Annotated in this window: 13 protein-coding genes; 7 read left to right on the top strand and 6 right to left on the bottom strand. The window is 44.2% G+C overall.

Annotation, left to right across the window (positions count from 1 at the left end; translation table 11 throughout):
- Window positions 1–517 precede the first annotated feature (517 nt).
- The 5 genes from aiiA to MKY98_RS03235 all read left to right on the top strand — a co-directional run bounded on the left by aiiA (window position 518) and on the right by MKY98_RS03235 (window position 5,038).
- Window positions 518–1,276, top strand: coding sequence for a quorum-quenching N-acyl homoserine lactonase AiiA (gene aiiA / locus MKY98_RS03255; protein ID WP_069010909.1), 759 nt, complete (start codon window positions 518–520; stop codon window positions 1,274–1,276).
- Between the two features lie 14 nt (window positions 1,277–1,290).
- Window positions 1,291–2,613, top strand: coding sequence for an MFS transporter (locus MKY98_RS03250; RefSeq protein WP_069010908.1), 1,323 nt, complete (start codon window positions 1,291–1,293; stop codon window positions 2,611–2,613).
- Window positions 2,614–2,658: 45 nt separating this feature from the next.
- The gene (locus MKY98_RS03245) at window positions 2,659–4,047 is read left to right on the top strand and encodes an Asp-tRNA(Asn)/Glu-tRNA(Gln) amidotransferase GatCAB subunit A (protein ID WP_069010907.1); all 1,389 of its coding nucleotides are present in this window, start codon (window positions 2,659–2,661) and stop codon (window positions 4,045–4,047) included.
- A gap of 29 nt (window positions 4,048–4,076) precedes the next feature.
- Window positions 4,077–4,268 (top strand): hypothetical protein, encoded by a 192-nt coding sequence (locus MKY98_RS03240; RefSeq protein WP_069010906.1) that lies wholly within the window; start codon window positions 4,077–4,079, stop codon window positions 4,266–4,268.
- Window positions 4,269–4,426: 158 nt separating this feature from the next.
- Complete coding sequence (locus tag MKY98_RS03235; RefSeq protein WP_069010905.1) at window positions 4,427–5,038, top strand: TetR/AcrR family transcriptional regulator; 612 nt, start codon at window positions 4,427–4,429, stop codon at window positions 5,036–5,038.
- 2,267 nt (window positions 5,039–7,305) lie between these two features.
- Here MKY98_RS03235 and MKY98_RS03230 read toward each other — a convergent pair.
- From MKY98_RS03230 to MKY98_RS03215, 4 genes are all read right to left on the bottom strand, one after another.
- A complete protein-coding gene (locus tag MKY98_RS03230) occupies window positions 7,306–8,877 on the bottom strand; it encodes a glycoside hydrolase family 32 protein (protein WP_081317544.1) in 1,572 nt (523 codons plus the stop codon).
- Window positions 8,878–8,974: 97 nt separating this feature from the next.
- Window positions 8,975–10,594: an ABC transporter substrate-binding protein gene (locus MKY98_RS03225; protein WP_029515922.1), complete on the bottom strand. Its 1,620-nt coding sequence runs from the start codon at window positions 10,592–10,594 to the stop codon at window positions 8,975–8,977.
- Window positions 10,595–10,612: 18 nt separating this feature from the next.
- A complete protein-coding gene (locus MKY98_RS03220) occupies window positions 10,613–11,494 on the bottom strand; it encodes a carbohydrate ABC transporter permease (protein WP_013309484.1) in 882 nt (293 codons plus the stop codon).
- A 14-nt stretch (window positions 11,495–11,508) separates the two neighbouring features.
- Window positions 11,509–12,393, bottom strand: coding sequence for an ABC transporter permease (locus MKY98_RS03215; RefSeq protein WP_230584986.1), 885 nt, complete (start codon window positions 12,391–12,393; stop codon window positions 11,509–11,511).
- A gap of 506 nt (window positions 12,394–12,899) precedes the next feature.
- Between MKY98_RS03215 and MKY98_RS03210 the strand changes: the two genes are divergently transcribed.
- Window positions 12,900–13,934, top strand: coding sequence for a LacI family DNA-binding transcriptional regulator (locus MKY98_RS03210; RefSeq protein WP_029515925.1), 1,035 nt, complete (start codon window positions 12,900–12,902; stop codon window positions 13,932–13,934).
- A gap of 22 nt (window positions 13,935–13,956) precedes the next feature.
- Complete coding sequence (locus tag MKY98_RS03205; RefSeq protein WP_029515926.1) at window positions 13,957–14,952, top strand: carbohydrate kinase family protein; 996 nt, start codon at window positions 13,957–13,959, stop codon at window positions 14,950–14,952.
- Between the two features lie 240 nt (window positions 14,953–15,192).
- Here MKY98_RS03205 and MKY98_RS03200 read toward each other — a convergent pair whose 3' ends face one another.
- Window positions 15,193–15,435 (bottom strand): hypothetical protein, encoded by a 243-nt coding sequence (locus MKY98_RS03200; RefSeq protein ID WP_069010903.1) that lies wholly within the window; start codon window positions 15,433–15,435, stop codon window positions 15,193–15,195.
- Window positions 15,436–16,318: 883 nt separating this feature from the next.
- Window positions 16,319–20,131 (bottom strand): GH32 C-terminal domain-containing protein, encoded by a 3,813-nt coding sequence (locus MKY98_RS03195; RefSeq protein WP_069010902.1) that lies wholly within the window; start codon window positions 20,129–20,131, stop codon window positions 16,319–16,321.
- Window positions 20,132–20,587: the final 456 nt, after the last annotated feature.

Here is a 20,587-nt window from a genome sequence, read left to right as displayed (position 1 = left end):
TCTTACGACATGGCTTGATTCTCTTGAAGGTGTTTTGATTTGTCTCACGTTATGGGGTCAGTCCCCTTGATCTACAGTCGAAAAAGGTTCCTTATCTAACTTTACCAATCGATCAAAAACCTTAATTTCAAATCCCGATTCATTTCTCAACACTTCAAACCGGATGTTCTCCTCTACCGCCGGATTGATGGCTGAACCGAAACATTGTTATCTCCTGACTACAATCAATCATTTTAAGCCCATTATCTTCAAACAGGCATTCAGCATATCCTTGTTTTTATAGATTACAACAGTAATCTCCTGTCGTGCTCTCGTTAGCATTTGGTACAAACGCAGCCCCGTTGTTTCTTTGCACTCCACCTAGGCGACATTCTTTAGCTTGGCGTATTGTTGCAGGTGTAAGGCTTTTGCCGATGCCCAACCGCCGATGACAAATTGACATCGGACAATTTGTCCGATATAATCAAAACAAAACGGACAAACTGTCCGAATTTATAATATGAAGGGTGAAACTGGGATGAATATCAAAAAGTTGTATTTTTTACCTGTAGGTGAATGTTTCCTAGATCAATCGGCAGTTAATCGAACCCTTGCCCCCGGGAAATTAGTCGGAATGCCTGTGTGGTCTTTTCTATTGGAAACGACCAGCGGGCCGATACTCATCGATACGGGAATGCCCGACGCTTTTATCAACAATCCCGATTACTACAAGGGGACTAGACGTGAAGGGCGCGTCGTCCCCAACATGTCTGACGGCGACTCGATCGTAAATGTGTTAAAGCGTGTCGGTTATCGACCTGACGATATTCAAATGGTCATTAGCTCCCATTTACACTTGGATCATTCTGGGGGAAACGGGCATTTCCGCAATACGCCGATCCTTATTCAAAGGGCAGAGTATGATGCGGCCATAAACAATGAGGATTACTCTCCATTAGAGTGCAGGCTGCCCGATTTACAATATCAAATCATTGAGGGTGACCATGAATTGATTCCGGGGGTTCAAATTTTATTCACTCCGGGTCATTCCCCTGGCCATCAATCAGTCCTTGTCACAACGGAAAAGTCGGGTCCAGTGCTACTGATAATTGATGTTGCTTATACTCGGGAGAACTTCGAGAATAGCGTACCGTTCTTGACATTCGATCAAGAGATGGCTGCCAAATCGATTACTCGCATGCAGGAGTTAATTCAGGATGTTCGGCCGTCCTATGTTTTCTTGGGACACGATAGAGATCAGGCGCAAAAATGCCGCACCTTTCCTGACTTCCTGTAATGGAGGGACAGGCTATGGATACTCAATCAATGGCTTTATCCGGCAATGAGCGGAAATTAATGGGGACACTTTGCTTGCTCATTATTTTCGGAAACATCAATATGACCATGTTTAATTTGTCTATACCTTCGATTTCCGCTGACTTTGCCCTGACCTCCTCGCAGGTGAGCTGGGTTATGGTCGGTTACAGCATTTTGATGGCTATCGGCGCCGGTACTTACGGCAAGTTAACGGAGTCCTTTTCCTTTCGCCAGCTGTATGTCATTGGTTTAATCCTTTTAGCTTTCGGCTCTATGATCGGCTTTTTTGCAGCTTCATACTTGCAAGTCATCATTGGAAGACTACTGCAGGCAGCAGGGGCCTCATCCATCTCTCCCCTGTCTTATGCGGCAGTAACCCTGTATTTTAAGCCTACAGTCAAGGGACGGGTGCTGGGAACCTTATCCGCCACAATTGCCTTTGCTTCCGGCTTCGGGCCTGTGTTCGGCGGTTTCGTAGAGCAATACTTTGGCTGGCGTGCTTTGTTCATCGTGTCCAGTCTGAGCCTATTTGTTATCCCTTTGATATTCAAGTATGTTCCTGACAAGAAACACGACCGCGGTTCATTCGATTTTCTCGGAGCTGTTTTGTTCTCCGCGGGACTGGCGTTGGTATTGCTAGGGGTTACGAACTATTGGTTTATGCTCATTGCAGGAGCAGCAGTTCTTCTATGGTTCGGTACTCATATTCAGAAAAAAGAACATCCATTTATCGATGCATCTTTCATGAAAAATGCTCCTTACCGACGAATTCTAGGGATTGGATTCCTTACCTTCGTATGCAACACGGGGTTAACCTTTACTCTTCCTGTCATGATGAAGAACTCCTTTCATTTACCAACTAGTAAAATCGGTCTGCTGATGCTTCCCGGTGCCGCCTGTGCAGCCTTGCTCGGATCCCGGATCGGAAGTTGGACAGATCGTTTCGGAAGCTCCCGTGTGCTTGTCATATCGCAAAGTCTCGTCATCAGCGGATTTATACTACTGGGGGTATCCGTACATTTGCCGCCATGGATCGACGCTTTATTGATCATTATCCTTATGATTGGATTCAACGGTGTCCTCACCTCTAGCAGCAATTTAGTTTCGACGACACTCCGTTCGGCTGAGCTGGGTGTGGGGATGGGTATTTTCACACTGGCCTATCTCCTAGGCGGAGCATTCGGCCCTGCGCTGGTCGGCCGACTGATTGATCTAAAGATGCCTTTTTCTGTTGTTTATTTTACCATTTCCCTGTTGGCAATCCTGACATACTTATTCGCAAGAAAAGCAAATCCTAGCGGAAGCTATGGTAATTAGTTTAGTAGACTTACGACATGTCCGAAAGATACGGAGGATGAATAGATGAGTAAATTAAATTTCCAACTGTCCTTTGCTGCTATTCATGAGCTGGCCGAGAGGATCCGTACAAGGAAAATATCCCCGGTAGAGATTACAGAACATGCGCTTCACCGCATCGAACGTTTGAATCCGAAACTGAACGTTTTCGTTACCCAAACGTCCGAACTGGCGTTTGAACAAGCGAAGCAATCGGAACGCGATATTATGCATGGTCGGTACAAAGGGCCCCTTCACGGGATTCCCATCGTTCATAAGGATCTATATTACACTAAAGGGATCCGAACAACTGCCGGTTCAAAAATATTGAACAGCTTCGTCCCCGATTACGATTCGACGGTTGCAGCTAAGCTACATGAGGCTGGAACAGTTCTGCTAGGCAAAGTACAGACTCACGAGTTCGCTGCGGGATTGACAACAACTAGCCCACACTTCGGTCCTTGTCTCAATCCGTGGAACACTGAACTTGTAACGGGAGGTTCAAGCGGCGGCTCGGCTTCTGCCTTAGCGGCTGGACTTACTTATCTGGGCACAGGCTCGGATACCGGAGGTTCGATCCGCATACCCGCTGCTTTGTGCGGTGTCGTAGGGATGAAGCCGACGTACGGTCGGGTCAGTCGGTATGGTATCATTCCAATGGCCTGGTCATTGGACCACTCGGGTCCGTTGACCCGCTGTGTCATGGATGCGTCCCTGTGCTTGGATGTGATGTCTGGCTTCGATCCAAAGGATGAATCGACTGTCGATCTGCCTGCGCCAGGTATCAAGATGTATCCGAATGGTCTCAGGGGTGTGCGTATCGGATTGCCGACAAGCTACTATTACGAGGATTTGATGCCAGAAGTGGAAGCTGCGATGAAGGCCGCTATCAATAAATTCCGAGAACTGGGAGCAGAAATCATCGAAGTTAGCCTGCCCCTGATCAAACATGTTAGAAGTGCGACGATGGCCATTATGATGACGGAAATGTACTCGTACCACGAGAAGTGGCTTGAGACAGAATTGGAACAGTATGGACCGGACGTCCGAATGTTTCTTGAAAGCAGTAGAGATATTCCGGCTTCCATTTACCTTCAGTCTCAGCGGGCCCGGCAACTAATTGTCAATGATTTTTTGAATGCATTGTCCGGAATCGACATCTTGTTGACGCCGGCAACACCGATCACTGCGCCGCGTGCAGATGATGAAGCTAGTGTATTCAGATTGAACTCATTTACGGTTCCGACCAATTTGACTGGCTTGCCTAGCTTGAGCATGCCTTGCGGCTTCTCACCTTCCGGTCTGCCGATTAATATGCAATTGATTGGCCGCCCCTTCGAAGAAGCGACAGTACTAGGTATCGGCAATACTTATGAAATGAATACAGACTGGCACAAGAGACATCCGGATTTGTAAGCCTGACTATATTTGATGGAGGGTAATCTATGGATCAAAAGCAACTTAACTCTGAAGTTAGCAGGAGAGCATCAACCGAAACCGGAACAGATACGACGAGCGACAAGAAAAAAGCATACGAGCAGTTTATTCATACGATCGCAAGTTTAAAGGAACTGGACCTATCGGGCATTGAACCGCATTTGCCTCCAATTTACAAAAAGCACTATACCAAGAGATAAAAAAAGCTCATCGGTCACCCAAATGAATGTATTTTTAATTTTTCACGAAATGTATTATAATTATGAAGACGGACAACATGTCCTATACACGAAAAACGGACATATTGTCCGTTTTTCGTGTTAAATAACAGTTAAATTAATGATGAAGGGAGATGTTTATGGTGAATTCAGAATCGCAATCTGTCTCTCTGAAAATTCCCAGAGAGGAGTTAAACCGAAGACGAATTTTGGCGGCGGCTAGAGAACTTTTCATCAAAAAAGGCGTTGACAATGTCAATATGCATCAGATTGCGAAGACTGCTGGAGTAGGACAAGCAAGCCTATACCGCCGCTACTCGGATAAGGGCGACATATGTCAGGAGATCGCGTATGAAGAATACCAACCTTTGTTTGATGAAGTTCAAGCATTTCTTGATCAATCCCCAGAAACCGCTGCCTTGGACCGGCTTTACCATGTAATCGTAAGATATGTCTCTTTTTTAGAGGCGAAAGTTCCTTGGCTCTGTGAGGTCAGCCGGGCCTCAACCGGGCATCGTCCGTTACAATCCCCGTTATGTCAATGGATGCGCAATATAAGCAGAAATCTGCTAAATGAGGCCGTTGAACAGGGAGACGTATCCGGGGTGGACATTTCATATACTATTGAAGCCCTGCTGGCCGTGCTTCACAATATCGATTACCATCTCCAAGATGAGGGCTTTACAAGCCAACGAGTTCTTGATGGATTACACCGCATATTTATTGAAGGTTTAAGAGCTAATAGACATTAATTGAGGGGCTGGCCACAAAGCCACATAACATGGATGAGGAATAGTCCTGCGTAACTCCTCTTTTTATCTCATAATGGTATATTGAATGTACAAAGAAACCATATCCTTTCAAATGGTCGGGTGATACCTCCATTTTACCCAGGAACGGTTTCTTATTGTTTTACAATTGGAGAACAGGACGTCCCTAGTCATTTTTATGACTTATGGGACAACCCCTTTTTTCTGCCAATGGCTGCTATGCGAATTGTCTGGATCGGACTTCCATGGCACGCTCTCCTTATTCGGTCTTCTTATCATCAGCAGCGCTCTTTCGTCTACTTCCTGTAGGCTTCGTAGCAGCAGGCTTAGTAGCCTGAGAATCCATGGAGAACAAGCAGGTTTTCATCTTATGTATTCCAAAATTGCAGTTGAAGAGATTTGTACAACACTTGGGGATTTTATTAACTCATCTTCCAAACTCCACGTCCAACTTCTCCAATCCATAACCAAACCACCTTTACGAAAAGTATCAATTATGATCGTAATTTGGATTCGATATCGATAATACCATATGTTAACATTTATAGGATATATAGAGTAAATAGAAACACAAAAAACCAATAGAAACAAGGGGCTTTGTTTCTACTGGTTTAAAAATGTCTCAAACATATACCCAAAAATGTCTCGGTTATCAACCAAATCAGTCTCAATTATTACCGTTACTCACTGTGTGGTGTCATAATTAATGAGAATATCCACATTGCTTAAATGCATAAAAATACATCCACTTGTATACATTATTTTACCATCGAGTAACCCTAAAGATACAAAAAAGGGCACAAAAAATGCCGGTTGGCAACTTTCTTTGTTCAACATATATTTATGAATCTCGGTTAATCCTTCACCGATCGCTACAATATACTTCTCATTTTCTTTTTTATTCTCCGTTTCAAAATGGATATAAAAAACATATGCAGTTCCATCATTAAATACAAAGATGCAGTAGCTGGTAAATCTTCAATTAATTTAATTTTTGAGTCTGTTATGAGGTATACAATATTGTTTGGATCATAGAGGTACCAGTCATCTCTCATCACTTACGATATATCCGTTAACTTTTTTATAGCCAGCAGCCATTTTCTCCTTATAAGCTTCATCACGTAGTCTTTTTATTCTTTCCTGTTTTAATACCTCTCTAGCTGCTAATTTTAGTTTATTGTACCTTCTATTGAGTTTATCTAACTGATAGAATGCAAACACATTGCTAAGCTTAGGCCTTTCATCGAGAAGGGTTAATAACTTAGGAATTGTGACTGAACTGTAAAACTGCCCCAAACTCTTTGGATCTAGCTCTTAGTTTTCTTCTGTATTCTGTTCTTTGCGTTCTAAGAGTATCTATCTCTTTCAACAGTTCAACTTCACGTCTAGCCAGATGGTTTCTTTCAGTTTCAACTTTAGTAATATTTCTTTTCAGAGGCTCTCTGAGTTATGCCCGATGATTTCTTTCATCACCAGCAAATTTTGATTTAGATCTGCTGTAAAAGGAACGACTAGTTGAGGTATTTCTTGTTTCATGAAACTTTTTTTGATCAAAGCTGAACCAGTGTAAATTTCTCCCGTTCCCTGTATGCAACCATTGAAATACTCTTGATACTCCAAACGGAAGAGCAAATGGGAAAAAAGTTCCTAACCATATATCCGGTTTAATAAGATAAGTTAGTACCTTTTGCAGAATGATGACGGTCTCACCCTTTCATGAAAATCAAGAAATTCCATATTTGCTAATTTAGCATACCCAGCCCCATTATTTTAATTCAAACGCTTAATTGCCCTTGTCTTAACACGAGACAATATCATTTATCTGTAAAACAAAAAGCCGCCAAATTGGCGACTTCATAACCACTGCAAGTTCTTGTCCCGAACTGAGAACAAGAACTAGGTACCCCCTTGGGAAAAGAATATGATCTTATTGTCAATCATCATATTATTATAGGTAAGATGCAAGGAAAGATTCTTACGCCCTCTTACCACTGTAAAACTATATTATGAAATTCTCCGTGTTAGTCTTTCGATTTCTGCTAACTTCTAAGGATACGAACCCCCGGTACGGTTGTGAGCCGACGGGAGGTTACGTATCCAGGCATAAGATAATACTTTAATTAGTTTTGGAGACCAGTTTAGATACGGATATAAGCAATCGGGCTGTAACCATTTCGTCGAATCAAGCCGCTGCTTAACGGGTTCTGTTGTAAGAACGTTTCAATTGGAATGATAATCATAACTACTGTCTAAACATTCTCATTTCCCCAAATGCTTACCAGATCATTGATCTGAAGCGACACGACCCTCAGTTCTCCACCAATGGCGTAGAGTTCTAGTCCCTTACTTTCGAAGTCCGGGAAAATCATGTCTGAAATGATTGTTTTTCCATGATTGCCGAAGACTTCGACACTTGACCAATCCAGATAAATGCTCAACTGTATCCTCTCATGCTCTGGCTTCATAGTGGCCTTGTGTATTGCTGTGAAATCTGAATGAAAATCAGTGGCGCTCGACTTCGTCCGATCGACGAACAATTCCTCATTCGAGATATTATATCCGATGATCGTCTCCTGATTGGCGGACTTCCGTACTTTAAACCCGAATTCCATAGCAGTACCGATTTCAAATTCTGCAATAATTTCTGCCTTGGCTGCGGAAATATCAGACAACACGTTCATATCTGGCTTAATCGTCAAGTCTTGTAGAGACAAAATCGGTTTTCTTAGCTGACTTAATTCATTTATGGGTGTTTGGATTAGGCGAAGTCCCTCGGGATAAGTCCTTAGCTGTAGCTCCCGGGGAATTGATGTCTTGCCACGCCATTCCTTTGAAGGAAGCGTGGTAGCATAACGCCAATTATTCATCCAGCCGATCCAAATCTTTCGTCCGTCTTCGTTCGAAATGCCATTCCAGGACACGGCCGCGTAAAAGTCTGATCCATAGTCTACCCATTTGATAGTATCGATGGATTCCAACGCTTCATCTGGCGTGAACGACTTACCGTCAAAGTTGCCTACAAAATACATCATGCCAGAACCGCCTGCCGGTGGTTCCGGATCGTCTGGATTCACACCATTTCTATCCCCGACGCTTAGCATCAGAATCCACTTCGTGGTATTAGGATCCTCATCCACTTGGATTCGAAATATATCAGGACATTCAAATATCCCTCGGTGTATATGTGGAATGTCGGAACCGAATTCGCTTGCAAAAGACCATTCTTTCAGGTTTGGAGATGTGTAAAATTCTACACGGTCCCTTACGGCAAGAACCATGATCCACATTGATGATTCATCATGCCAAATCACCTTCGGATCACGAAAGTCTAGCGTGTCCGTTGGAAATAAAACCGGGTTACCTTCATATTTTGTCCAGGTTCGACCTTTATCCTTGCTGTAAGCAATGCTTTGCACCTGCGGTTTTCCAGGCTGAGCCTTGTTGCCCTCATTTGTATAAATGGCCACCAATCCTGATCCTTCCTCTTTGAAAAATCCGCTGGTATTGTTCTTATCCACCACCGCACTCCCCGAGAAGATCGCTCCGTCCTCCCCAGGTGGAATCGCTGGTGGAAGCTCAGTCCAATGCACTAGATCCTTGCTTACCGCATGCCCCCAATGCATGTTGCCAAAATCAGGCTGCGTATCATGGGGCGTATGCTGGTAGAACAGGTGGTATTCTCCTTCAAAGTAAACCATGCCGTTGGGATCGTTCATCCAATTTTTCTCCGGTGAATAATGAAATTGAGGCCTGTACGTCTCACTATAGTTACTTTTTCTCTTTCTGCCGCTATAGTCGTCCGTTAGGTTTAATTCTTTCATAGTATCCGCTCTCCTCTTGATTGTTGATAAGGTATTTAACATAATAATTTGAGTTGCTCGTTTGCAAATGAATTTGAAATACTACCATTTAAATGTTTCAGCTTTGATCTTTGAGATATCTGTCATAGCCTTTCTGTTTGATTTCCAGCCATTTATCTAGCCCCAGTCTGGACAGCTCGGCTTTATATTCGGCCCATTCTTCTTCCACTTTACCCGTCTTGATCCATTCCGCCCGCTTGCGGTTAACGTAAGCAAACAAATCGGTTTCCAATGTGGAGATCTGCTTCTGATCCTCCAGAGAGAAGAAGACTTTCGGGAAATTATGGTCAGCCTTCATATAAGGAACGAGTCTTTCCTTCATGAGCTTAAGCCGTCCCACTGCATCATCGGGCTTAGTCGTAACCGTTCCGTAATACTCGTCAAGAATTGCTAATGGACCACCGATGTTCGTTTTTTGCCGTAGCTCGACAGGGGCCGTTCCCTTAAGCGGAAGATGCTTCAGCATATGACTCGCTTCATCGTATTCAAAAATGTTCTGCTGAGTTTTGTCGCCGTAGGTACCCCAGTTGTCTTGCACGGACTGGATAGGATCATACAGCTGGTCAATCCATTTTGCCGTAAGCTCGAGATTTTGGTTGTCACTGGTAATCACCATTCTCCCCCGGTCAAAGCCGAGATTGTTCGTGCGGGTCACATTGACTTCACCGCTTGGTCCGGCGAGCGGATTCATCAGTTCATATTTATCGTTGTCTCCTGAAATATTCGCCTTATCCCATTGGAAGTAGAGGCCATATCTTTCACTCTGACCTTTGGCTAGATACGTGTTATAATCCTGCTCGAATGATTCCTCGTCGATCAGGTTCAGTTTATACAGCTCATTAAGATATTTAATCCCCTCTTTGTAACCGTCCTGATCGGCAGTGAAGACCACTTTCCCCTCATTGGTCACTACCGTATGATCGCCGTTGTCCCCAAGACCGAATGATCCGAACAGAAAATTCAGGTCCTCATTGCCGTTATTGAGCATAAAGGACAGCGGGATTTCATCCGCTTGGCCATTTCCGTTAGGGTCGCCATTTTTAAATGCGAGCAGAACTTTTTTTAAATCCTCGGTGGTTTTTGGCATTTTAAGTCCCAGCTTTTTCAGCCACTCCACATTGATCCATGGCATGTCGTTTACAGAATGAATGCTCTCCTTCTCAGAACCCAGTTCTTCAATCCAAGGAAAGGCATAAATGTGCCCGTCCTGTGCGGTTATCATGGATCTGTACTCAGGCGCTTCCTTTAATACCTTCTGCAGATTGGGCATATATTTTTGAATCAAATCCTCTAAAGGGATAATAGTTCCATCCTTTCCGAGGTTCAACAAATCGTAATCGGAATATCCGGCATCCAGTATGGCATCTGGAAGATCTCCACTGGCAACAGCAAGGTTTCTTTTTTCAATGAAGGAATCGGAGGTGAAGTTGGTAAAATCGATATGCACCCCTGTTTTTTCTTCCAGTCTTTTATAAATCAACTTTTCATTTGGATCGGAAGGTGCCAGCGGCGAGCTTTGAGTCATAAAATGCAAAGTAACTTTCTCTTTAAGCGGCAGAGTAACATTTTCCAGCTTGTAATCTTCGGATGCCGCAGAATTATTGCCCGAACCGCCGCATCCGGCAAGCAGTGAAGTAGAAAGTGCCAACACAGACAAGGTTAGTAATGTTTTTTTCATCTCTATTCCCCCGATTTGTTATTTGATCGAACCTACCATGACACCCTTTTCAAAATACTTCTGGAAGAATGGATACATGACAATCAAAGGCAGACTTGATATGACAATGGCAGAGTATTTAATCATTTCAGACAATTTCTTAAGCTCCGCTTGTGCCATCGCATCGGCAATCATGCCGGGCTGAACCTGATTCTGTATCAAAATGGAGCGCAGTACCAGTTGAAGCGGAAACAGCTTCGGATCATCCAGATAAATCATGGCGTCGAAATAAGAATTCCACTGTCCGACAAAAGCGTATAAAGCTAGAACAAAAATAATAGGCTTGGAAAGCGGCAGGACGATTTTAAAGAAAATACTGAGCTCAGAAGCTCCGTCTATACTCGCCGCCTGGAACAGCTCTTTGGGAAGCCCCTGGAAATAGGTCTTTGCCAGAATAATATTGAATACGCTGATCGAGCCGGGCAGAATAATGGCCCACACCGTATTCAACATGCCTAAATCCTTAATCACTAGATAGGTAGGAATCAGACCGCCACCGAAAAACATCGTTATCAGGAAAAAGATCATAATGGACCGTTTCCCTACCAACTCTTCAATCGCAAGCGGATAAGCCGCGAAGACGGAAAATAATACGGTTGCGAACGCAAAGGCTGCTGAATAAAAAATAGCATTAAAAAAACCGCGGATCATGGCACTGTTGCTTAGGATTTTGGCATATCCCGTGAGTGTCCAGTCTGATGATGTAATGGCAAACCCTTTGGTAATCAGGGTATTTGGAGTTAAAAAGGACGAAAGCACCACATAAACCAGCGGTAACAGAATAGCGAGAACAAACAAACCAAGTAGAATATAATTGATGATGAGCAGAATCCGGTCCTTCCCGGTGTAATGAATATCCATAAATACCTCCTTCTTTAATACAGCCCTTCTCCTTCGTTCAGCTTCTTGACGACGGTATTTACGAAAATCAACAGGAATACATTAATTACGGAATTGAACAACCCGATTGCCGTAGAATAAGCATAATCGCCGGATTGCAACCCCACCTTGTATACGTAAGTCGCGATGATTTCCGAGGTAGGTGTGTTCAGAGCCGTCTGCATTAGGTAAGCCTTTTCATAGCCGATCGACATAATACCTCCTGCAGCGAGAATGAACAGGACGGCCATGACGGGTTTAAGAGCTGGCAGATCAATGTGGAAGATTCTCTTCATCAATGAAGCACCATCAATTGTTGCAGCGTCATGCAACTGCGGGTCCACATTGGCTAAGGTGGCCACATAAATGATAGAGGACCAGCCCGCTGTTTGCCATATACCAGACAAAATATATACCGTTCGGAAATAGGCAGGATCAGTCATAAAAGCAATCGGCTTGCCGGTGAAGGTTGTTACCAAAGCGTTCACTATTCCAGCTGGCGATAGAAAAACAAACAGCATACCGGCAACAACAACAACCGAGATGAAGTTAGGTGCGTATACAATAAGCTGAATATTCTTCTTGAACTTCGCTCCTCTGACCAGATTTAGCATTAAGGCCAGAATGATGGGTACTGGGAAGCCGAGAATAAGACCGTAAGCGCTTAATTTAAGCGTATTCATTAATATGTCATAAAAATTTGGTGATGAAAGAAACCGCTGAAAATGTTCAAATCCAACCCATTCGCTGCCGAGGATGCCTTTTCTTGGGCTGAAATTTTTAAACGCAATGATCGAGCCGTACATGGGAACATACTTGAAAATGACGGTAAGAATTATGGACGGAAGCAGAAACAAATACAATATATAATTTCGAAGCATATAGCTTAACCAATGGTTTCTTTTTTTTGTTTCTGAAGCCTTTAATCCCCTTTTTTGAACGATCGAATTTGCCAATATTTTCCCTCCTACTGTTCACGGCTTGTTATACGACACAAAATATAAGCCATGTTATGTCATCTCTCTGACATAATTAACCAAGATGTTTTTCAAATACTTGCTTGTAATATCCACACCTCCAACAGAACGAGAATTTTACACATTCCCAAAATGAATGGGCTTACAATTTACATTTGAACATATTTCACTCTTACAATTTATCAGATGTACATTTAATTAGTCAATATAATTCGGGTGAAAAATTCATTCAAAAAGCGTATTTCAAGATAATTATAATGTTTTTAGCAAAAATACATCAAAAATACACAATATAAATAAACAAACGTAAACCTTTATTGTTCATTTGAATAAATACATTGTTAAAAACATGAAAATACTATATATTTAGAAATATGAAGAATCTTAATTCGGAGAATAAGGTGAACAATATGACGAGAAAGTCAAAGGTTACGATACAAGATATCGCTGATGCCTTGGGAATTTCCAGAAACACTGCATCCAAGGCGCTTAATGGAGTGGAGAGTATTCCCACCGTTACTAGGGACAAGGTGGTCAAAAAAGCAATGGAGCTTAAATACAAACAATTTTCTTATATGGAAACAGCTTCTGAAAAACAAGGCAATATCGCACTTTTGACCTGTAATCTTCCTAATAGCTCACACTTTGGATCTTTGTTGATCAGCGGACTGGAGAAGGAAATCAGCAAACAGGGCTATACTTTATCCATTTATTTTGTCCGTGAGAATGATATCAATTCGATGACCCTACCCGGCAATTTTGAACCTTCGAATGTGGCTGGCATTTTCTGCATCGAAATGTTCAGCAAGGAATACAGCAAGCTGATCACAGATCTTTGCATCCCAACCATTTTTATTGATTGCGCTGCGGATATGATGTATCCAGAATTGAAGGCGGATCTGGTATTAATGGAAAATGAACACAGCACATACTGTGTTACCCGGAAATTAATCGATCATGGCTATGAAAGCTTCGGTTTTGTAGGCGATTACAATCACTGCAAAAGCTTCAATGAACGCTGGACCGGATTTAATAGGGCCTTAGCAGAAGCAGGAATCGCCGTAGATCCTGCCCATAGCATTGTAGCGCCTGACCGCAACTTCTTTATAGAGGAGAACTGGATGGAACAGCAGTTGGATGCTCTGAGGGAGTGTCCCTCCGTCTTTATTTGCGCCAATGATTTCATTGCCATCAACGTGATCAAATCTTTAAAAAACAAAGGGATTAAAGTCCCAGAAGATGTTGCTGTCTGCGGGTTCGATGATGCTTCGGAATCCCGGGTTGTCGAGCCTCATCTTACAACCGTGCATATTTACAGTAGTCAGATGGGTATTATTTCAGCCGAAATGTTATTGTCCAGAATCAAAGACAATACCATGCCATACCGAGTGACTCATGTTGCAACGGATATCGTATACCGGGACTCGACCCCTGTTCTAAACTAAATCTACCAAGAGGTGAATCAAAGTGAAAAATGACAGAACGGTTCTTTGTGTGGGCGAGTTGCTCATTGATTTTTTCTGCACGGATATTGATGTTAATCTTGCCAAGGGTCAGCATTTCTCCAAGCAGGCTGGCGGTGCTCCGGCAAATGTAAGCGCAGCCGTAGCCAAACTCGGAGGAAAAGCGTCATTCTTGGGGAAAATCGGTGCTGATCCCTTCGGTATCTACCTGAAGCAAACGCTGGAGGAGCAGCATGTGGATACTTCCATGCTTCTTTTTGATCCGGAAACACCGACTACACTGGCCTTTGTTTCCCTTGCCGCTAACGGCGAACGAGATTTCGTATTCAACCGCGGAGCTGACCGTCAGCTGTCTCTGCAGGACATTGATAGAGAATGGACTCGACAGGCTGCCATTCTGCATTTTGGCTCGGCAACGGCCTTGCTCGCCGATCCTTTCCGGGAAGCGTATTTGTCTTTATTGGACGAAGCGAAAGCCAATGGGCAATTTACCTCCTTTGATCCCAATTACCGGGGGGACCTCTGGAAAGATAGGCTGGAGGAGTTTATAACATTGTCCAGAAGAGGAATACACAATGCGGATTTCGTAAAGGTAAGCGAAGAGGAATTAAATATCATTACGGGGCTGACTGACCGCAATGCTTCATTGGATCTTTTGCATGGGTTGGGAGCCAAAACGGTGGCAGTTACCTTGGGGAAAGAAGGTACTCTCATCTCAAGCGGTACCTCCCGTTCGCTAATCAGCAGTATTACTGTTAAATCGATCGATTCTACCGGTGCCGGTGATGCCTTCGTCGGAGCTATGCTGTATCAAATCAGCCAGCTGAGTCAGCCCAAGGCATTTACCTCCGATTGGGAGCAACAGCAGGAATTTATAACACTTGCCAATCAAGTCGGCGCTATCGTGTGCACTAAAGTTGGAGCGATTGCAGCCTTGCCATCGTTGGAAGAAGTTAAGCATTTCATAGAGCAACAGGGTGAAACAAAAATCGAACTGTAAGAACAGCAAAGGTGTCCCGACGATCCTAGGGTCGCTGGACACCTTTTTAGTTATTCCTTGGAAAGTGAAGTGAGGAAACTAAATCATATCAAGGGAGTTTAATCAAAAGGAAACTACTACTATCCTATGTAGTAGCTCCTTGTATTTAAGACAGACCAAAATATTTTCGATTGCCGATAATATTCCATTTTTATTTGACTCAGATGTTTTCATAAAACATTTTAATTCACATTGCTGTGCTTATTGTAGGTAGTGATTTGAAGCTTTAACAACTGTATTTAGTGTTTCACTTCTTGTACATTGTGGATCAAATAAAACAGGAAATAAATCCTCCATGCCTCTCAGGTGATCTCGATCTAAATACTCTGATCGAATTAGTCCATCTTCGGCAAACACAAAGAAAACCTGGTTGTAGGCAGAAATTCCTCTTAAAAATGCTGGTTCCATAAAGGTATCGACGATAATGGGCTTCTTTTTACCCATTTGTTATAACTCTAAAATAATGAACTCAACACTTTCATCAAAGACCGAAGAACCATTGACTCTATCGTTCCCACAACCTAAGAAAAACCACTCCCAATCGATAAAGTGACTTAAAATTGCCGGATGGTCCTGAGGGTTAGCTTTGCCCTGATAATCAAAGGTATGGTCATCAGAAGAATAATACTCCCCACTTGGAGGCTTTCGTCTTAGTCATAGTGCTTTTTACCGCCGTAAGGCCCCCGCCACAAATCCAAGCAAATGTGATTTAGATAAAGCCTTAATACTCGATCTGAAATTTTCAAAGTACATCATTCCCCTGTCTAAAAATTGTTTCTTACAAGGGGAAAAGTCTCATTCTGAAAGCACTACAGTAATTTCTCATCATCCATATTCATTAATAATGCCCCCATCGTTAAGTTATGTTTGGTTTATTCGATTCCGTCCCACATTCCACACAAAGTCTATCCATACCTAAAGCTCTTTTCCCTTGGCTCCTACAAATCCATTTCATTTTATCCTATTCGTTCCCTTGGCCTCGTGGTTTATCATCATTTATTATTCACCATTTCTTTTGATTTTTTATATTCTCGTTGCACATAATAATAAATCCGTCCAAATCGGCATGCCAAATCACCACAAGCAACATCTGGTGCTTGCAGCATGGACATCTCAACGGGTCTTGTTCATATGTCTCTATCACTCAGTCTCTATCACTCGCTGGCGATACGAAAAGCGAAAGAAGCTCGACGCTTTCCTGACCAGCAAGAAATTGATTTTCCTAACCTGACAGAAGTAAGCTGAAGCTGCATGAACACAATAACAAATCCGCCTTTTGCCAAAAGCCCCTCTACGCCAAGCGAAGGGGCTTTTCTACAGGATAGAACTAAAAATCAGAGCTTACTTTCCACCTATTTCGTCGCATTTCATCCGTTGGAGGAGTCTCTAACGTAAGCTTTGAACCATCCTCGGATATGGTCAAAGCCCTATTATGATAAACTGAGATAATGACAACCGAACCATCCCTATTTTTGTGGACAATCCACCGCTGATTATTGTAGCCCAAATAAGAATAGAGCTGAATTTTATTGTGCTCCGCGTCCAGATCCAGCGCCTGTCCGGAGGTCGTTCGGATGGAATAGGAACCTGCATCATCTCCGGTCGGCACAAACACCCATTTTTGATCCGAGGCTTCATTTGCATCCTGTACACTAACTGCTTCGCCATTTGCCAGGCGGGCTGTATATATGGATTTTTGGAATGCTACGTTCACGAGGCTTGATACCCTCAACTTGGCCGGTTTCCCTCCTGTCACATTTACATTCTGATAAGAGACAGAGCCGCCAAAGACATGAAGTCCGAAATGACCTTCGGCAAAGGTCCCATCCTTCAGATCCATTATTTTCAGTCCTCCCATATGTACCACGATATGCGGGCCTTCCGCTTGAATCTTTATTTTATAGGTTTGGCCTCGCTGGATGAAGACCGGGACTTTCGCCAGAACCTGTCGTTCCTCGAATCGTCCATCTATTTTGTAGAACAGGCGAATAGACTTCATGTTAGGATCTAGATTCAGGTAGTAGCCGCTGTGCCCATCCTCGCTTGCACGGAACAGAAGTGAACCAGCCCCGCCGGACGTGCCAAGCTTCAGTTCAGCTTCATAAGTAAAATCCCCAGCCTGCTCCTGGGCCATATAATTCGCGTCGCTTGAGTATCTTCCACGAATTCCATCCTTGCTGAGTACCCATGAAGCCATTGACGGATCTGGGGTCCAGCCGCTGAGACTGGTATGAAACTCGCCGCCAGAGACTTTTACAAGAAGGCTGGCGGATGCCTTTTCATTTGGGGTGGATACAGTAATGACGGACTCGCCCTCTTTTTTGGCCATAAGAGTTGCCTGAGAAGCGCCGGCTCCCTTTATGCCTACCACCTTGGCATTACTGGATTTCCACTCCAGCGGGTGAACACCATTGCCAGGCCCATTCTCCACTGCCGCCCGCAGCGTTTCGCTTTGCCCTATCCCTAGTTCACGGTCACCCGTGTCCATTGCAATCCGTAGTGGCGAATCGTTATCCGAATTCCACACTGATCCAAGCTTGTTTACCGACAGAGAAACAATCTTCACATTGCCACCCTGATTATAGAAGCTCATCTCCCTACTGGCCGGATCAGGAAATATGACCTCGGAGAAAACCACCTTGCCTCCATTAGCGAAGACCTCAACAGAGGATTCATCCACCAAAATCCGCATCTGGATCCGCTTGTTCTCGGCTTTCATCCCCGTTTCATGTCTTGTGGTAAACAGATTGGAGAAATCCGTAGCTCCGGAAGCAGAGCGATCCACGAACAATTTACTTTCGCCTGGCTTATAACCCACCACAGTCTTCTGATTCGCACCTTCACGTAGATTAAAACCAAACTCTGTTACGTTACTTCCAGCCGGAATCTCCAGTTCGGCTTCAATCTCATATGCTCCAGAAACAAGTCCCTTCAGCAGGTTTGGAGAAGATGGATTGATCATCTTGTCAGTTACAGAGAACAGCCTGCTGCGCAGATGTTCCATCTCCTTGATCGGACCCTGGGCGAGACGGAGTCCGTCGGGGGTCATGACCAGAGCAACCTCTCTCGGAACAGTCAGTCCCCCCTTCCAGCCCGAAGTCGGAAAAGCGAACGGATAATCCCAGTTGGACATCCACGCCAACATCACTCTGCGCCCATCCGTCATGTCCGAGAAAGACATGGATGCATAATACTCCTTGCCAAAATCCGTTCTCAGCACCTTTCCTGCCGGATTGTCATTTACGAATTTCCCCTCTGCAGTCAGACTTCCCACAAAATATTCAGAATCCGATCCTCCTGTTGCCGAATTCGCCCCTGTACTGATCATGAGAACCCACTTCTTCTCTGACGTTTCCTGCACGACCAGTGGGAACAGGTCAGGGCATTCCCACACACCGCCACGAACATAATCTCCATAACCCCAATTGTCGGTCAACGTCCAGTCCAGCAAATTAGCCGATGTAAAGAACCGGATATGATCACCACCGGACACTACCATGACCCAGCGATTATGCTCGTCATCGCGAATCACCTTAGGGTCGCGGAAATCCCATCCCCCCGGTTCTTCCCCGTTCTTGCCGGGGTTCTCAACCACGATCGGACGATTCTTGGCATAATGCCACGTACGCCCCTGATCCTTGCTGTAAGCAAGGCCAATGCGCTGGTTGCCATTAGGACCATCTGGGTTATAGGAAGTATAATAGGCGATCAGACCTTTGCCGCCCGAATCCGTAAATAAGCCTGAAGTATTCGTTACATCCGCCACAGCAGATCCGGACCAGATATGCCCGTAATCATTCCACGGAAGTGCAATCGGCAGACGTTTCCAGCTCAGCATATCCTTGCTGACGGCATGGGCCCATGTGCCTCCATCCTGATGGAAAAGATGGTATTCACCTTCGAAATAGACCAACCCGTTCGGGTCACTGGCGTACCCACGGATCGGTGTATAATGATACTGGGGACGATAGGTTTCAGTATAATAATTATTAGACTCCGTGACATAAGCATCCTGAAAGTAAGCGCTTCCCTTTTTCACAACAAGACCGGCGTTTCCTGTTGAATACGAATGATCCGTTACATCGATTGCTGGTGGAGTATAACCGTCCACGAAAACTTGAATCCGGTTACCCATTGCCTTTACTTCCACATAATGCTTCGCCCCCGCTAAGCTCGGATAAGGTCGCTCTGAGCCTGCAATTGCAGTTCCATCCGCTTTCGTCAGCGATACGCGGACCTGCTCTCCTTCCTTCACCAGAGTAGCTTCATATCCACGTGTTCCATCGGTAGAGGACCGGAAAGCTAGAGCGGCAGCAGCATCGGAGCGGAAAACGATTGTTCCTTCATATACAAAGTCAGCAGCTTGCCTGCTATAGATTTGCTGAGCCTTGCTCTGGTTCACAGACGTTCCTTTTTGGCCGCTGAGGTCAGGCTGCCACTGTCCTTTTTTCACAAGTACCAAACCCAGATTCCCTTTCAGATCGCTAACGGTTATGTTTTGGAACAAGGCTGACCCATCCCAGACGTGAAGTCCAAGGCGGCCAGATCGGTATGAACTGTCTTGAACATCAATCACAGGCTTATATTGAGTTCCCCAATATACTTTCAGCGAGGCCCCTTCAGCTTTTACCTTGAGATGATAGATCTCCCCTTTCTTGAGCGAAACCGGATGCTCTTCATTTAATTTACCTGCTCCACTGCCCGCATCTTTTAAACGGATAATACCGGACTGCGGTGCAATTTGAAGCATATACGAATTCAATCCGTCTTCATTGGAACGGAAGAGCAAAGAAGCATCCGCTTGCATATCCTTGATCATAACATCGGCTTCATACAGGAAATCATCTGCTATTGTTTCTGAGATGGCCATCACGTCCTCCTGCGGATCAGATGTCAGCAGGAGCCCTTCTGCGGCATCTCCCCACTTGCCATTTCCTTTTACCTGCCATCCTGTCAAATTTGTATTTAGATTTATAACGTTTTCAAAAATAGAAAGACCCTCCTTTTCCGATTTTCCTGTGTTACCTTCCGCCCGTGCAGCCCAGCCGGTATCAGGACTAGCGGCGTAAACTCCAGATGAAGTCATAATAATAGCCATCACCATGAGGATGTGCAGCACAGCTTTGAATTTCTTTTTCATCGATTACCCTCCATTTCTACTCTACGGAATAATCATCTTCTACCAAAAAAGTAGAAGGCGGCCAGTTACAGCACAGTAACTGGCCGGGATAGCATATTAAATTTGTTATAAAATATATAGAGCTTGAACTTGTGATTTCTATTTTAGAATTTGAACGAGACTATTGGGAATGTTCAAACTCCGACTCCCCTCTCTCTTTCCCTTTTTGTTAATTTTCAATAATATCCGAGCCCGGTGGAACACTATACTCATCCTTATGCTCCAAGATGGCACTTAAATTGAAATAACCGTTCAGGTTCCGGAGCACAACCTACCGGTTCAGCGGGAAAATCAGCAGCAGCTGCATAACGCCGCCCAAAAAATTTTGTGAGTTGACAAAAGTAAAATGACACGGGTTTATGGACCAGCAATATAGAAGGCTTCCATATCTAATGCGATATGGTTCAACGGCAGCTC

Source organism: Paenibacillus sp. FSL M8-0228, assembly GCF_038007385.1.
GTDB lineage: Bacteria > Bacillota > Bacilli > Paenibacillales > Paenibacillaceae > Paenibacillus > Paenibacillus polymyxa_D.
Note: the sequence above shows the minus strand (reverse complement) of the source record. Positions and strands in the feature narration are given on the sequence as shown.

What these genes read in the sequence shown, in the direction of transcription:
- MKY98_RS03200 (WP_069010903.1), bottom strand. Translation starts at nt 15,435, where the DNA reads ATGGGTAAAAAGAAGCCCATTATCGTCGATACCTTTATGGAACCAGCA.
- aiiA (WP_069010909.1), top strand. Translation starts at nt 518, where the DNA reads ATGAATATCAAAAAGTTGTATTTTTTACCTGTAGGTGAATGTTTCCTA.
- MKY98_RS03225 (WP_029515922.1), bottom strand. Translation starts at nt 10,594, where the DNA reads ATGAAAAAAACATTACTAACCTTGTCTGTGTTGGCACTTTCTACTTCA.
- MKY98_RS03215 (WP_230584986.1), bottom strand. Translation starts at nt 12,393, where the DNA reads ATGCTTCGAAATTATATATTGTATTTGTTTCTGCTTCCGTCCATAATT.
- MKY98_RS03235 (WP_069010905.1), top strand. Translation starts at nt 4,427, where the DNA reads ATGGTGAATTCAGAATCGCAATCTGTCTCTCTGAAAATTCCCAGAGAG.
- MKY98_RS03250 (WP_069010908.1), top strand. Translation starts at nt 1,291, where the DNA reads ATGGATACTCAATCAATGGCTTTATCCGGCAATGAGCGGAAATTAATG.
- MKY98_RS03245 (WP_069010907.1), top strand. Translation starts at nt 2,659, where the DNA reads ATGAGTAAATTAAATTTCCAACTGTCCTTTGCTGCTATTCATGAGCTG.
- MKY98_RS03195 (WP_069010902.1), bottom strand. Translation starts at nt 20,131, where the DNA reads ATGAAAAAGAAATTCAAAGCTGTGCTGCACATCCTCATGGTGATGGCT.
- MKY98_RS03210 (WP_029515925.1), top strand. Translation starts at nt 12,900, where the DNA reads ATGACGAGAAAGTCAAAGGTTACGATACAAGATATCGCTGATGCCTTG.
- MKY98_RS03220 (WP_013309484.1), bottom strand. Translation starts at nt 11,494, where the DNA reads ATGGATATTCATTACACCGGGAAGGACCGGATTCTGCTCATCATCAAT.
- MKY98_RS03240 (WP_069010906.1), top strand. Translation starts at nt 4,077, where the DNA reads ATGGATCAAAAGCAACTTAACTCTGAAGTTAGCAGGAGAGCATCAACC.
- MKY98_RS03230 (WP_081317544.1), bottom strand. Translation starts at nt 8,877, where the DNA reads ATGAAAGAATTAAACCTAACGGACGACTATAGCGGCAGAAAGAGAAAA.